General features: G+C 66.0%; 15 protein-coding genes and 1 riboswitch. Of the genes, 4 read left to right on the forward strand and 11 right to left on the reverse strand.

Annotation, left to right across the window (positions count from 1 at the left end; genetic code table 11):
* The first annotated feature begins 12 nt into the window (after nucleotides 1-12).
* Nucleotides 13-1,359, forward strand: a complete 1,347-nt coding sequence (locus tag HCA61_RS11880) for an LLM class flavin-dependent oxidoreductase (RefSeq protein WP_169688374.1) — start codon at nucleotides 13-15, stop codon at nucleotides 1,357-1,359.
* A 40-nt stretch (nucleotides 1,360-1,399) separates the two neighbouring features.
* Nucleotides 1,400-2,386 (forward strand): LLM class F420-dependent oxidoreductase, encoded by a 987-nt coding sequence (locus HCA61_RS11885; protein ID WP_169688375.1) that lies wholly within the window; start codon nucleotides 1,400-1,402, stop codon nucleotides 2,384-2,386.
* A 22-nt stretch (nucleotides 2,387-2,408) separates the two neighbouring features.
* On the opposite strand, the gene HCA61_RS11890 is transcribed toward HCA61_RS11885, so the two are convergent.
* The 5 genes from HCA61_RS11890 to HCA61_RS11910 all read right to left on the reverse strand — a co-directional run bounded on the left by HCA61_RS11890 (nucleotide 2,409) and on the right by HCA61_RS11910 (nucleotide 8,555).
* Nucleotides 2,409-2,972: a GNAT family N-acetyltransferase gene (locus tag HCA61_RS11890; RefSeq protein WP_169688376.1), complete on the reverse strand. Its 564-nt coding sequence runs from the start codon at nucleotides 2,970-2,972 to the stop codon at nucleotides 2,409-2,411.
* Between the two features lie 18 nt (nucleotides 2,973-2,990).
* Entirely contained in the window at nucleotides 2,991-3,659 is a 669-nt protein-coding gene (locus tag HCA61_RS11895; RefSeq protein WP_169688377.1) for a DUF3239 domain-containing protein, read from the reverse strand.
* Nucleotides 3,660-3,850: 191 nt separating this feature from the next.
* The gene (locus HCA61_RS11900) at nucleotides 3,851-5,509 is read right to left on the reverse strand and encodes a DNA repair helicase XPB (protein ID WP_169688378.1); all 1,659 of its coding nucleotides are present in this window, start codon (nucleotides 5,507-5,509) and stop codon (nucleotides 3,851-3,853) included.
* Nucleotides 5,510-5,795: 286 nt separating this feature from the next.
* Nucleotides 5,796-5,963, reverse strand: a complete 168-nt coding sequence (locus HCA61_RS11905; protein ID WP_169688379.1) for a hypothetical protein — start codon at nucleotides 5,961-5,963, stop codon at nucleotides 5,796-5,798.
* A 315-nt stretch (nucleotides 5,964-6,278) separates the two neighbouring features.
* Nucleotides 6,279-8,555: a helicase-associated domain-containing protein gene (locus tag HCA61_RS11910; protein ID WP_169688380.1), complete on the reverse strand. Its 2,277-nt coding sequence runs from the start codon at nucleotides 8,553-8,555 to the stop codon at nucleotides 6,279-6,281.
* 60 nt (nucleotides 8,556-8,615) lie between these two features.
* Between HCA61_RS11910 and HCA61_RS11915 the strand changes: the two genes are divergently transcribed.
* Nucleotides 8,616-8,804, forward strand: coding sequence for a hypothetical protein (locus HCA61_RS11915; protein WP_132472358.1), 189 nt, complete (start codon nucleotides 8,616-8,618; stop codon nucleotides 8,802-8,804).
* A gap of 101 nt (nucleotides 8,805-8,905) precedes the next feature.
* Here the strand turns inward: HCA61_RS11915 and HCA61_RS11920 are convergent, their stop codons facing one another.
* From HCA61_RS11920 to HCA61_RS11930, 3 genes are all read right to left on the reverse strand, one after another.
* Entirely contained in the window at nucleotides 8,906-9,493 is a 588-nt protein-coding gene (locus HCA61_RS11920) for a transglycosylase family protein (protein WP_169688381.1), read from the reverse strand.
* 9 nt (nucleotides 9,494-9,502) lie between these two features.
* Nucleotides 9,503-9,746: riboswitch (cyclic di-AMP (ydaO/yuaA leader) on the reverse strand.
* Nucleotides 9,747-9,964: 218 nt separating this feature from the next.
* Nucleotides 9,965-10,357, reverse strand: coding sequence for a YccF domain-containing protein (locus tag HCA61_RS11925; protein ID WP_169688382.1), 393 nt, complete (start codon nucleotides 10,355-10,357; stop codon nucleotides 9,965-9,967).
* Nucleotides 10,354-10,596 (reverse strand): hypothetical protein, encoded by a 243-nt coding sequence (locus tag HCA61_RS11930; RefSeq protein WP_169688383.1) that lies wholly within the window; start codon nucleotides 10,594-10,596, stop codon nucleotides 10,354-10,356. The genes HCA61_RS11925 and HCA61_RS11930 overlap by 4 nt, the downstream gene beginning before the upstream one ends.
* A 152-nt stretch (nucleotides 10,597-10,748) precedes the next feature.
* Here HCA61_RS11930 and HCA61_RS11935 point away from each other — a divergent pair, with 152 nt between their 5' ends.
* Nucleotides 10,749-11,159, forward strand: a complete 411-nt coding sequence (locus HCA61_RS11935; protein ID WP_308198756.1) for a cold-shock protein — start codon at nucleotides 10,749-10,751, stop codon at nucleotides 11,157-11,159.
* A 99-nt stretch (nucleotides 11,160-11,258) separates the two neighbouring features.
* Here HCA61_RS11935 and HCA61_RS11940 read toward each other — a convergent pair whose 3' ends face one another.
* From HCA61_RS11940 to HCA61_RS11950, 3 genes are all read right to left on the reverse strand, one after another.
* Nucleotides 11,259-11,753 carry a DUF2771 domain-containing protein gene (locus HCA61_RS11940; RefSeq protein ID WP_240959138.1) on the reverse strand — a complete coding sequence of 165 codons (495 nt, stop codon included), beginning with the start codon at nucleotides 11,751-11,753 and terminating at the stop codon, nucleotides 11,259-11,261.
* A complete protein-coding gene (locus tag HCA61_RS11945) occupies nucleotides 11,750-13,465 on the reverse strand; it encodes an MFS transporter (RefSeq protein ID WP_169688384.1) in 1,716 nt (571 codons plus the stop codon). Before HCA61_RS11945 ends, HCA61_RS11940 begins: the two co-directional genes overlap by 4 nt.
* A gap of 94 nt (nucleotides 13,466-13,559) precedes the next feature.
* Entirely contained in the window at nucleotides 13,560-14,351 is a 792-nt protein-coding gene (locus tag HCA61_RS11950) for a glutaminyl-peptide cyclotransferase (RefSeq protein WP_169688385.1), read from the reverse strand.
* Nucleotides 14,352-14,411: the final 60 nt, after the last annotated feature.

Below are 14,411 nucleotides of genomic sequence, written 5' to 3' on the forward strand. Positions count from 1 at the left end.
GGTTAGGTAGTCATGACCCGGTCTCTGAAGCACCTCAACCTCAATGCCTTCCTGATGGGCGTAGGCCATCATGAAGCAGCGTGGCGTCACCCGCGCACCGAAGCCCATCGAGTCCTCGATGTGAATCACTTCCAGGAACTCGCCCAGATCGCCGAGCGCGGCAAACTCGACTCGGTGTTCTTCGCCGACGGTCTCGCGGTCGGCCCTCGTATCGAGAACAACACACAGGCGATTTTCGAACCACTCACACTGCTCAGCGCAATGGCTGTGGTGACCGAGCATGTCGGGCTCATCGCCACCGCCTCAACCGGCTACAACGAGCCCTACAACCTGGCTCGGAAATTTGCGTCGCTCGACCACATCAGCGGTGGTCGAGCCGGCTGGAACATCGTCACCTCGGGTGGTGAGGACGAGGCCCGCAATTTCGGCTACGACGAGACTCCGGATCATGCCGGACGCTACGACCGGGCCTCGGAGTTCGTCGACGTCGCGGTCTCACTGTGGGACAGCTGGGAGGACGATGCGATCGAACTGGACTCCCGGACAGGTCGTTTCGCAAACGCGGACAAGGTTCATGCGATCGAACACGAGGGTGAACGGTTCCGGGTACGAGGTCCGCTGAACTCACCGCGCTCGGCGCAGGGCCGTCCTGTCCTGGTACAGGCAGGGTCGTCCGAGAGCGGCAAGAATTTCGCCGCCGAATACGCGGAAGCGGTGTTCACCGCGCAGCGCACACTCGCCGAAGGGCAGGAGTTCTACCGCGATCTGAAGACCCGCGTGATCAAGGCCGGTCGCGACCCGCAGTCCTTGAAGATCCTTCCCGGAATCGTCCCGTTCATCGGAACGACGGAAGACGAGGCGAGAAGACTCGAGCAGGAGTTCACCGACCTCATCTCGCCTGCGTACTCACTGCGCCAGCTCTCACGGATGGTCGGCGTCGATCTCACCGAACACTCGCTGGATGCTCCGCTTCCGCCGCTTCCGCCCATCGACGAAATTCAAGGCAACAAGAGCCGCTACCAGCTGGTCAAGGGCCTTGCCGAGAACGAAGACCTCACCGTGCGACAGCTGATCGCCAAGCTCGGTGGTGGTCGCGGGCACCGCACCTTCGCGGGAACACCCGAGCAGATCGCCGACGAGATCGAGCTCTGGTTCGTCAGCGACGCGGCGGACGGGTTCAACGTGATGCCTCCCTACCTGCCCGGCGGGCTCGAGGACTTCACGACGCTGGTCGTGCCGATCTTGCAGGGGCGAGGCCTGTTCCGCACCGACTACACCGAGACGACGCTGCGCGGGCACTACGGGCTCGACCGCCCGGAAAGTCGGTACGCTGATCGTCGGCACGCAGCGACTGCCTGACCGGGCTGCGCCGCACCGATCATCGGCGGAGGGGACTTTCATGCGCTTCGGATACTTCGTTCCCCAGGGTTGGCGGCTGGACCTCGTGGGTATCGCGCCCGCCGACCAATGGAGGGTCATGCGCGACCTCGCGCAACGAGCCGACAACGGTCCATGGGAATCGATCTGGGTCTACGACCATTTCCACACGGTGCCTGCGCCGTCGGAGGAGGCGACCCATGAGGCCTGGTCGCTGGTGTCGGCGTTCGCGGCGGTGACCGAACGTGTGCGTATCGGACAGATGTGCACGGCAATGGCCTACCGCAACCCGGCGTACCTGGCGAAAGTCGCGGCCACCGCCGACCTCATCTCGGGCGGTCGCATCGAGATGGGGATCGGCGGCGGGTGGTACGAGCACGAGTGGCGCGCCTACGGCTACGGGTTCCCGTCCGCGGGGGAGCGACTCGGTCGCCTCGACGAAGGGGTACAGATCTTCAAGCAGGCGTGGACCGACGGCGTTGCGACGCTCGACGGGAAGTACTACCAGGTCGATGGAGCGATATGTCGCCCTCTTCCGTTGCAGGACGGTGGCATCCCGCTGTGGATCGCAGGGGGAGGCGAGAAGGTCACGTTGAAGATCGCCGCGAAGTACGCGCAATACACCAACTTCGACGGCACACCCGAAGGATTCGCGCACAAGTCGGACATCTTGCGTGAGCACTGCGCAGACGTGGGCACCGACTTCGACGCAATCGTGCGTTCGGCGAATTACAACGTCGCGATCGGACGGACCGAGAGCGAGGTCCAGGACCGGCTCGAACAACTTCGGAGCCGACTCGAGCCGATCGTCGGTGTGGACAAGGCCGATGGCGCACTCAACGCATTCCGGGGGATGCCCGCGGTGGGCACTCCCGAGCAGATCGTCGAGAACCTCACAGCGCTGAAGAAGAAGGGTCTCGAGTACGCGATCTTCTACGTCCCCGAGGCCGCATACGACACGTCGGGCCTCGAACTGCTCGAGAAGGAAGTGCTTCCGCACCTGGCGTGATGTCGTTTTCGCGGTATCCGGATCAGATCGGCCAGGTGCCGGTGGGCGTGCGAGGGTCGTCGGGCAGCAGCCCGGCGACCCATACGTCGCGTGGAACACCGCGCTGCACCGTGCCGTGCCGGGCGACTCCTTCATATTGGAACCCCACCCGCCGCGCGACCGCTGCCGACGGCCGGTTACCGACGAATGCACGCCATTCGATCCGCGAGACGCCCATTCCGTCGGGGGCGAATGCGAAGTCGCACGCGAGCTGCACTGCAGCGGTGGCCAAACCGTGTCGCCGTATACCGGGGGCGATCCAGTAACCGATTTCCGGAGCCCCCGAACCACGCTCCAGAAACCCGACCATGCCGCACAACCGACCGTGCAGGCTCGTGCGAATCGCCCAGTCGGGGAAGCCGTCTGCCCATTTCGCGGGCACGATGTCACCGACGAACCGCACCGAATCGGCCCGCGTGTACGGGCTCGGCACGTTCGTCCACGCGGCGATCGCAGAATCCTGGCACGCCTCGGCGATGACGTCGATATCTGCCGGACCAGGCGCCGACAGCGTCACGCCGCCATCAGCGAGAACTCGGGTTTCCATATCGGCTCCGGATTACTGTCAGCGCAGCTCCGGCGGGAGGTCCTTGCTCTGAAGCTCCATGCGCCGCTCGTCTGTGGCGTTGACCTCGTCGGCGAGTTTCAGTTTGTTCGCGAGCAAGCGCCATTCGGCGTTGTCGATCGCGCCCGCCGCTGCCGCGAGAACCTTGGGGTCGCGGGTGCCCCATGCGATAGGCATCGGGCTGGCCATCTGCCACACCTGCGATTTGTTGTTCGTCGACCGGTCGGACAGCACGGCGACCGAGGGCACCTGCTCGCCCACACGGACACGGTGCCCGGGAATTGCCTGCACGTCGCGGGTCACCAGCGCGTAGTGGCGAGTGCCTGCTTCCGGCTTGGCAATGTCGATCAGGGCCAGCAACGTCATTCCACGCGCACGTGTCGCGGCCACGACGGCCGGGACCAGCGGGTTGTCATGGTAGAGCTGCTCGATGGTGCCGATCTTGCGGGGTGCCCACAACGCCACCCACAGCGACGTGAGCGCCGCGACCACCAATACTGCGCCCACCACGTACGACCAGGACTCACCGAGATAGAGGAGCCACGCAGCTCCCGCGGCGCACAACAGCGCGACGATGATGCCGGAACGCCGCAGGCTGCGGACCTCGGCGAGCGTCTGGTTCACGCTCTTGGCATGGGGCAGGTCTACGGGGAACTCGAATCGGCGCACCCACCCAGCTTATGGGACGCGGGTGGACCCGAACTCGAGCACGATGCGCACAACGGGACTATCACACTCGAGCGTGACTCAACCCACTCTTGCTCGGGTTGATGTCACAACCGGATGGATCCTCGGTTCCCGAGGCCCGCACCCGCCCCGATCGCGCAGGCCCTGAAAGATTCGCCGCGCAGTCCGCTGACTCAGCCGATCTGCGGCCCCAACAGGTCGTCAGCGTCGGTGATCCGATATGCGTAGCCCTGCTCGGCAAGAAAACGCTGTCGGTGAGCGGCGTACTCGGCATCGAGAGTGTCTCGGGAAACCACCGAGTAGAAGTGCGCCTGCCCTCCGTCCTGCTTCGGGCGCAGCAACCGTCCGAGCCGCTGGGCCTCTTCCTGCCGCGACCCGAACGTGCCCGACACCTGCACCGCGACCGACGCCTCCGGCAGGTCGATCGAGAAGTTCGCGACCTTCGACACGACGAGGACGTCGAGTTCGCCGTTGCGGAAGCGATCGAACAGCGCCTCACGTTCCTTGCTGCGCGTCGAACCCTTGATCACCGGGGCGTCGAGGGCTTCGCCGAGTTCGTCGAGCTGGTCGATGTAGGCGCCGATGACGAGCGCGGGGGAGTTGGGGTGACGGGCGAGGATCGACTTGACCACTGCGTTCTTGGTGCGCGCGGTCGAGCACAGCTTGTAGCGTTCCTCCGGCTCGGCCACCGCGTACGCCATCCGCTCTGCGTCGGTGAGCGTCACGCGCACCTCCACGCAGTCGGCCGGGGCGATCCACCCTTGTGCCTCGATGTCCTTCCACGGCGCGTCGTACCGTTTGGGCCCGATCAGTGAGAACACGTCGCCTTCGCGTCCGTCCTCTCGCACCAGCGTGGCCGTGAGACCGAGACGACGTCGGGACTGCAGGTCGGCGGTCATCCGGAACACCGGTGCCGGAAGAAGGTGCACCTCGTCGTAGATCATGAGCCCCCAGTCGCGGGAGTCGAACAACTCGAGGTTGCGGTACTCGCCCTTCGTCTTACGGGTGATCACCTGGTAGGTAGCGATGGTGACCGGGCGGATCTCCTTCTTCTCGCCCGAATACTCGCCGATCTCTTCCTCGGTGAGCGAGGTGCGGGCGATCAGCTCGCGCTTCCACTGCCGTCCGGCGACGGTGTTCGTCACCAGGATCAATGTGGTGGCACCGGCCTTCGCCATCGCAGCCGCGCCCACCATCGTCTTGCCTGCCCCGCAGGGCAGTACCACGACTCCCGAACCGCCGTCCCAGAACGAGGTCGCGGCCATCTCCTGGTAGTCGCGCAGATGCCACGGATGTGTCTCGAAGTCGAGGTCGATGCTGTGCGCTTCACCGTCGACGTATCCAGCGAGATCTTCGGCAGGCCAGCCGACCTTGAGCAACATCTGCTTGAGGCGGCCACGTTCGCTCGGGTGCACGATCACGGTGTCGTCGTCGATGCGTGCGCCGAGCATGGGAGCGATCTTCTTGTTGCGCATGACCTCGGCGAGCACCGCATTGTCGAAACTGACGAGTGTCAGTCCGTGGGCGGGATTCTTCACCAGCTGAAGGCGGCCGTATCGGCCCATCGTGTCGACGATGTCGACGAGCAGCGGCTGAGGCACGGCGAAGCGGGAATAGGTGACCAGCGCGTCGACGACCTGCTCGGCATCGTGGCCGGCTGCACGTGCGTTCCACAGGGCCAGCGGGGTGACCCGGTAGGTGTGGACGTGCTCGGGTGCGCGCTCGAGTTCAGCGAAGGGAGCGAGGGCCTGCCGGGCCGCGTTCGCCTGCTCGTGGTCGACCTCGAGCAGCACGGTCTTGTCGGACTGGACGATGAGCGGTCCGTCGGCCACGAAGCCTCCTGGTGAGAGAATGTAGAACTCTTTCATTGTCCAGATGCGGAGGGCGGCGCGCCACCTGCGCGCCGCCCATGCGTCCGGACATCACCAGAGGAACATGATCAGTTCGTCAGCGATCGGCGCACCTCCATCACGCACACGAGCGCCTCCGAAATTCCGGAACGATATCCGGCATCCTTTTCGGAGGAAATCATCACGGAATCCAATTCTCCTTCGAGCCTCTCCTGAATTCTGTCCAGGGCGTGGAGCGTCCGTTTCATTTCGATACCGTCTTCTTATCTCATACCGGTGTTCTGATCACTCCGGCTCGTTCGTCGAGTACGAACACTCGTGCACGGGCCAAAGCGGCCCGATGACCGTTGCTGTGCGCCTCGGTTCCTGCGGATCGTGACGGCAGGTCACGGATCTTTTCGTACAGTGCTTCCAGCACTGCTGTTTCGGTGTTCATGGCGTGCGGTTCTCAATTCCGCTTCCGCTTACGGATGAATTCCCCGTCAGCTGCTGCCTTCTCGCGCTTTTCTGCCCGACGCTCCTTCATGGACTGCGCGGGTTTCTTGAGTGCTTTTCCCTTGTCGGCCATTGTCGCTCCTCATTTCGAGTGGCAATTACTCAACGAGCCACACCATACGTCAAATTCTGGAAAAAGCTAGTTTGCGAAAAACGATTCGATTTCCACGCGTGCATATCCACATCGGGGCGATCTCTCTTGCGGTCGGTGTGACCGTTGCCCGATGTGGCCGGGCGGCTGGGGGAAACGGGAGGTTCAGTCGACCAGCGCTACCGACGAGACGCGATGGAGTACGAAACTGCGCACCGAGCCGGTCGCGGGGTCGAACGCTTCGAGTTGCCCGCCTGCGACGCTGACCGGATCGACGATGCGACGGGTCGCGGTGCCCTGAGCATCGACGTACCCGAGGGTGACACTGCGTTTCGCGTGCACAGCCAGCTGCAACAACGCCATCGTGGCCGCACCTCCGGTGCGGCTTCCGTCTCCGCGCACCGGTTTGCTTGCCGGCGCGGAGGCGGCACGATCGCCCGCACGCAGGGTGCGTACCAGTGTCTCCAGCTGTTCGTCGTTGGGCGGCAGGGGGCCGGCGTATCGGGGACGCGACCGCGGCACGACCAGCCGTGCGCCGCGCGGGCGCAGATCCAGCACCGCACCCGACGCATCCTCGCCCGCCGGTGCGAAGCCGGCCGCTCGCAGCGAGGTGAGTACCTCGGCGAGGGGTGCCTGCGAGATCGCAACGGTCGGGGCGACCGCGCGCAACGCCAACGTCGCCGCGACCGGTGCCGCGAGCACTTCTGCGAGAAGTGCCGGATCGTCGGCGTGCACGAACGACGACGCGATGCCGGCACGCAGACGACCGTGGCGCCGTGCCACGTCGTCGATCAGGTAGGTCAGGGACTGGGGGACGGGTGTGCGCGAATGGGCCGAGAACAGGGCGTGCAGATCACCGGCACCCAGGCCCGCGTCGAGCGCGCGGCGCACACTGCCCTCACTGATCCGGTAGACGGTGGCGGCACCGGCCGATTCGACGTCGGCGACGAGTGCGACCCGCCCGGCCAGTTCTGCGACGAGCGGACCCGGAGCGACGACGGTGAGGTCGGCCTGGACGAGGACGTAGTCGACAGGATCGGGGAGTGCGTTCGCCATCTCCGCCTCGGCGTCGCCGCCGTGGAGCAGCGCCTTGCCCGGTGAGCCGAGGCTGCCGTGAGCGACCAGTGCGAGTGCGGTGGCCTCGCGAATCGTCTCGGACACCGTCTCGTGGCCGAAGTGACCTGCCGACCGCGGCCGCCGCCATGCGGCAATGGCCTGCACCTCGGCGGTGGTCGGCGCGACGTGGTCGGCAAGGACTTCGAGGAGCAGTCTGCGGTCGTAGGCCGCGGTCGGGGAGTTCACCTCCGCGGACAGGGCTGCGATCGGCTTGTCGTTCTGATCCCGGCGCCCGATCAACCAGGGCCGTCGTGGTGCGTCGAGCCACGCGCCGGCGAGCACCGCCCAACGATGCGCGGTGTTCGCGGTGAGCCATCCGTCCGCCGAGGTGGTGGGAGCCCAGTAGTCGTCGATGTCGCCCGATGGGGCGGGGTCGGGATTTCCGCGTGCGATGAGTCCCGCAGCCGCGAGTACCTCGACGAGCAATGCGGTGTGGTCGTCGGTGAGGTCCAGTGCCTTCGCCAGTCGGTGGAGTTCGCGAACCCCGAGGCCACCGGAACGCAGAGCGGGAGCGGGTTGTCGGCCCAGTGCGGTGACCAGGTCCTCGCAGTGACGCAGCAGCTCGAGGGCGGCCCCTGCTGCGGTGCTGTTCGTGTCGGTGGCAGCCTTGGTGCCTGCCTCGACGCTCGGAGCGAGCAGCGATGCCGGATCGAACGGTGCTTCGCCCCGTAGCGCTTGCCCGACCTTGTGAGGAAGTTCGACCGTCTCGTCGTCGATGCGGGTGAGCAACCCGGATGCCAGCAGCCTCTGGACGGGCCGCGTCTCGTCGGAGCCAGGAGCGGCGTCGCGGGTACGCCCGATGGGTGACGTGCGTGCCAGGGTGTCGAGGATTCCGCGCTGCGCGGGGTCGAGTTCGGCGAGGACGACGTCGAGTTCCTCGCGGGTGAACGCGTCCGTCTCGGGGGTGCGCCCGACCCGCCACGGCACCGCTTCCACGGCAGCCGCAACCAGACGCAGACCCTCGGGTGTGTCCCACACCAGCAGGACGGAACGCAGCCGGTCGAGAATCCGATCGACGGCCTTGGCGGTGATCCGTCCCCGCAGATCATCGACGAGAGTTTTCCGGGCCACCGCCTCATCTACGGCCCCGAGACGGGCAAGTGCCTCGATGATTCCGAACTCGGCGGTCGTGAAGTCGTTCGCTGCGCGGAACACCGACGCGCGCTGACGTGCGCGGTTCGCAAGCACGCCCATGGACGCGGGTGGGGGCACCACCAGGTCCGGTCGCGAGCGCAGAAGCTCGACGAGTTCCGTGTCGCGGCGATCGGACAGCCACCGGGCAAGAGAGTCCGATCCGGTGTCGGGGGCGGGCGTGGTGGGTGTCATCCGCTCCAGATTAGGCACCTGGGATGGCCTGAGACGAACTCACCTGCCAAAATGAGCGTCATGGCTGACAAATCGAAGAACCTCTACGTCGATCGCGGATGGCCGGAGTTGGCAGACGGTGACCACGCGGTCACCGAACTGTCGTCGACGCGTTCGGGTCCGCTCTCCCCGTACGGCGAGGACGCCGTGTTCCCGGTCCCGGCGGACGAGCTTCCGTACACGCACCCGCGTACCGTCATCAACCGCTGAGTTCCTCGATATCGAGACTTCCTCGACTGCCGGACTCCCGACAACAAGAACCCCGCACCGATCCGGTGCGGGGTTCTTCAGTTTGTGTCGCTGTGTGCTGCCTACTGGGGCAGAACTGCGCGGACTGCGTCGAGGACGGCCGGGTCGAGCGCGATACCGGCGGCCTGCAGGGCGTCGACACCCTGCTCGAAGCCGTCGATGATGCCCTGGGCCTCGGCGGGCAGCTCCGGAACCTCGGCGAGCTGCGGAACCGCACGGTTCTCGGTGACCGGCGCGGGGGTGGACTGAGCGGGGGCGCTGGGGGCCTCACGCTGAGTCGGAGCGCTGGACAGTCCGAGGCTCGAGGAGCAGGACGGCCATGCGCCCCAGCCCTGGCCCGCGAGGACACGCTCGGCGACGACGATCTGCTGGTCGCGGCTGGCCTGGTTTGCGGTGGGCGCGTATTCCTGGCCGCCGTAGGCGTTCCAGGTGCTCGGCGAGAACTGAAGGCCGCCGTGGTAGCCGTTGCCGGTGGCGATGGCCCAGTTGCCGCCGGACTCGCACTGTGCGAGGCGGTCCCAATCGGAATCGGGTGCTGCCGCGGCGGTGCCGCTGAAGGCGACACCCGTGACGCCGAGGACGGCGCCGGTCAGCGCGAACTTCGCGACGGTCCGGCCGGTGTTGGTGGGCTTGCGATGGCGTCCGCTCATGTCGGTTCCGTTTCCTCTCCGTACGCGCCTACGAGGTCAGCTGTCGGGTTCGGACTGAAGAGGTAGTCCGGCCGTTGCGCTCGTCGAGCGTTCCGGCTTCACCCCAAGGCCTGTCGCGTGAGCGGCGGGCCGGGCCTCCGGGGAAGCGTCCGGCGGGGGCCGGGTGCTTCCGAGGGAGACCGGTTGGGTCCCCCGTTTCCTGTCCCTTTGTGGATCGTTCGTCGGGATAACCGGACTTCCGCGGGACAGGAATTTGGCGCGGCGGGCCCGGGTTGGTCGGACCAGGCGGTTCGACCGAAGACGACGGTAACGGTTCGGGTGGGCGAGTGTCACCAATTGATAACGCGCGACCGGTCGCGCAGTCGAGGCTGTGCTGGGGCGATGCTCGAGAGAACTCGCTGGTAGTCGCGCGAGTAGACCGTCTCTGCCGTTTCGAGCCCGCCTTGTTATCAGCTCGTTATGTGATTAAGGTCACAGGTATGTCGGGCGTGAGTCGACGGAAACGATGTCTTTTCCGAGCGGCATCAGGGAGATCGGGATCATCTTGAGGTTCGCAATCGCGAGCGGAATGCCGATGATCGTGATGGCCATCGCGATCGCCGTCGCGATGTGCCCGAGCGCCAGCCAGATGCCTGCCACCACGATCCAGATCACATTCCCGATCAGGGAACCTGCCCCCGCGGTCGGCTTGTCGACTGTCGTCTTACCGAACGGCCACAGTGCGTACACGCCGATGCGGAAGGCGGCGATACCGAACGGGATGGTGATGATGAGGATGCAGCAGATGATCCCCGCGAGGAAGTACCCGAGCGCCAGCCACAGGCCGCCGAAGATCAGCCAGATGATGTTGAGAACGACCCTCATGAACCGTTACCGCCCTTCGAGCGCCGACCTGACTGCAGCGCGAACGCGATTGCCAACGCGAAGCCCAGCGGCCACGCGAGAGTGAGTAGGAACAGGACGAGACCCGGCTTGCCGTCGGTGACGATCGGTGTCAGGAAGATTGCGACCACTGCCACGATGCCCACCAGGAAGCACGCGATGGCGGCGTTGAGCAGGCCCCGACGGGGTGCACGAGCTGAATCGGAAGAAGAGTTACCCACGTGTCCACGGTAGTCGCCGGCAGTCGGGGGCGGAATGTGCGCCGGGGTACACTGAATGCGTCTGCGCGTCCCGCTCGATGAGTTTGGGGCGCGTTGTTTTGCATGTCCATATCGTGCCCACGGGCACGGCCGTCCAGGAGCAGGTGAGCGCGGTGCCGACCGGCAAGGTGAAATGGTACGACGTCGAGAAGGGCTTCGGCTTCCTGTCTCAGGATGAAGGCGAGGACGTCTATGTTCGCGCGTCGGCGCTCCCCGAGGGTGTCGAGAGCCTCAAAGCGGGCCAGCGCGTCGAATTCGGAATGGCGGTCGGTCGTCGCGGACCGCAGGCGCTCAAGGTCGAATTGCTCGAGAAGCCGTCGCTGCGGCAACAGGCCGGACGGCGCGAGGCACCGGCGCGTGAGCGACGCTCGCCCGACGAACTGCACGGCATGGTCGAGGACATGATCAAGCTTCTCGAAGTCGCGGTCCAGCCCGACCTCCAGCGTGGACGCTACCCGGACCGCAAGGCGGGACAGCGGATCTCCGAGGTCATGCGCGCCATCGCGCGCGAACTCGATCACTGAGCGGACCGCGAGGTCAGAAACGTCGAATGCCGTATCCGATCGAATCGGATACGGCATTCGGTCATCATCGGACCGAGGAGTGACCTCGACCGGGCCGCGTCAGAACGTCTGGACAGCCCACACGGCGTGAGCGATCGGCTCGCCGGCTTCGTCGACCACAGCGGAGGGCAACTGGACTTCCACGCCGAGCAACTGCAGATTCGGATCGCTCGGCACGGTGATCGCGCGCTGCTGTCCCGGCTCGACCATGATGCCGTCGAGGAACGTCTCACCCGTCTGGAGATCGCCGTACACGGCGATCAGACGCCACGGTGCACCCGAGATCTCCGACGGCAGCGACAACTGAAGCGGGAATCCGGCGCGAACGGGGAGTTGCGTGATCGGATTCTCGACGCAGTCCTCGAGATTGATGTTGCAGTGCTGTGTCGGAGGGACCGTGACCGAGTTTCCGTCTCCGAAGGCTGTGATCTCGGGCAGTCGCGGCTCGGCCGAGTCGACGAGTCTCCACACCACCGCGCCGATACCCACGGCGACCACCACCAGGACTACCGCGATCAGCGCGATCGCCTTCTTCGTCCGGGCTTGCAGATTCATCGGCTCCCATTTCGTGTCGGCTGCTCATCCGTGCGCACGCGACGCTCGTCGGCAGGTTCGGTGGAGGCGTGCTCGGGCCTCCTGCCGCCCAGGCCGGGCAGCAACGTCTTTCCACGGTAGGTGAGCAGGGTCTGCGCGAAACCGAGAACCAGCACCACCGTCACGACCGAGAACCCGATCCACAGCTCGGTCGGAAGCAGAACCCCCATGGCGCCCCCCAGCACCCAGCTCAGCTGCAGGACGGTCTCGGACCGGCCGAATCCGGAGGCAATGGACTCCTCGGGCAGATCCTGTTGCAGCGAGGCGTCGAGCGAGACCTTCGCGAGGGCGCTGGCGCAGGCGGCGACCAACGCGGCCAGGGCGGCGGCGAGCACGTTGTCCGTTGCAGCCACGATCGCCGCCACGACGACTGCTGCGGCCGCGCAACGCACAACGATCAGCGCGGGACGCCCCAACGCCATCCGTGCGCCGGTCGCATTCCCAGCGAAATTCCCGATCGCGGCGGCAGCGCCGACGAGGCCGAGCATCGCAGCCTGCATGAGCGGTGATTGTTCGGTGGCGCTCTTCGCCACGAAGGCGATGAACAGGGTGAGGAACCCGGTGAGCACACGGATGGTGCCGTTGCCCCACAACCCGGTGACAACCGTGCGGCCGAGGGGCTGCCTGTTCTTGCCGCCGGGGGAGAGCACCTCGGTCTTGGTGTCGAGCACCTCGGTGCGGGCATCGGACCCGCGGTACGACAATGTCGCGGGTACCTCACCCTCGGTGACCTCGACCCAGGCCGGTATCCGCATGCTCAGGTACGCGCCGAGAACGGTGATCGCGGCACACAGCCACAGTGCGCCCGCCGAATCGAACGCCCACGCTGCTGCACCGGCAATCGCTCCGGCGCCGAGGGTGCCTCCGACCAAGCCGAACACGGTGAGTCGGGAATTGACACGCACCAGGTCTATCTCGGGTGGCAACACGCGCGGGGTGACCGCGGATTTGAGCACCGCGAACGATTTGCTGAGCACCATCATTGCCAGCGCGGCGGGATACAGTGCCCAACTGTCGAAGTTGAAGATCAAGATGACGGCGAGGACGGTCCGCAACCCGAACGACGTCGCCAGCGCCACGCGACGACCGTGCTGAAGCCGATCCAGGAGCGGACCGATCAACGGGGCGATGACGGCGAACGGCGCGATGGTGATGAGCAGATACAACGCGACCTTCGTCTTGTCCTCACCGGTCGCCGCCGAGAAGAACAGCGTGTTCGCCAGCGCCACCGCCATCGCGGCGTCGGCCGCGAAGTTCGCCATGGTCGCGTACATCAGTGCCGTCAGGCCCGACTTGTCGGCGCCGTCGGCGGTTGCGGCCCGACGGAACGTGGCGATTCCCTTGTTGGTGAGCTCGCGGCTTCGGAACGCAGCAACGCGCGTCACGGTGAGTTTGCGGGGCATTCTCGGAGCGCGGGGCCCACTGGTGTCGCCCGCGCGGTCGTCCTTCGCGTCCGCGGAATCCTTCGACTGTCCGGCGCCTCTCCCCACCGCGCGCTTGTCGGTGTCCTCGGGGCGCGAGCGATACGACTCGTCTATCGGATGCAATGGCGGCAACGGTGTGCGGCGCGCAGAGGTGCGGCGCGGCGGCGGATAGTTGCTGTACCCCGGATGCCGAGAGCCCGGGGCACGATCGTCCGCCTTGTCGGCAGGTCGCTCTTCCCGTTCGGTCACTCTTCGATTCTTCACCACCGCGCACGTGTTGTGCAGTCGGGCCGGTTGTCGCGTCGCGCGCAATGCCCGGGCGTGCAGGCCGCGCGTGCCGCACTCACGGGACGAACCGGACTTCGAACAGCGTCGGCCACAACTTGCCTGTCACCAGGAATCGGTCCGTACCGGGGATGTGGGCGATGCCGTTCAAGACATCCACCTCGTCTCGATCGGCTTCGTCGAGTCGGTTGCGCAGGGCAGATGCGTCGATCGCGGCCTCGACCCGCCCGGACTCGGGATCGATCCGCACGATCTCCTCGGTCTTCCACACGTTCGCGTAGACGGCGCCGTCGTCGGTGCATTCGAGTTCGTTCAGGTTCGACACCGCACGGCCGTCGCGATGTACCGTCACCCGTCCCAGTTCGGCAAACGTGTCGCGGTCCCGGAACGTGAGGTCTGCGGAGCCGTCGCTCATCACGAGCCGGACGGGTTGGTCGCACAGACCCCAGCCCTCACCGTCGTAGTCGATCCGTCGCTGCTCCGTCAAAGTGTCGCGGTCGCGGACGAACGCCACACCGTCCTTCCACGTGAGCTGCCACACCGCCGTGTCGGTGACGGTGATGCCTTCCCCGAACATGTCGTCGGGAAGCGGCACCCGGATGCGTTCGGTGGGGGAGTCGAGTGGGCGGGCCGACAGCCATGACGACCCCTCACGCCCGGTGCCCTCGAACAATTCACCGTCGTCCACTTCGAGGCCCTGGGTGAATGCCGCCGGATCGTGTGGATGCTCCGCAACGACCTCGACGCGTAGTCGATCCACGGGTGGCCCGGTTTCGCCGACGACGGTGTCGCTGCATCCCGCGGTCAGGAGGACGAGTGCGAGCACGAAGGGAGCCGGTCGACGTGTCATGGGGTTCATTTTCCCGGTGTTCCCTCCTGCTTCTTCTCAGCAGTCTCATGTCTTCTCGTG

The sequence above is a fragment of the Rhodococcus sp. HNM0563 genome (assembly GCF_012726195.1).
GTDB lineage: Bacteria > Actinomycetota > Actinomycetes > Mycobacteriales > Mycobacteriaceae > Rhodococcus.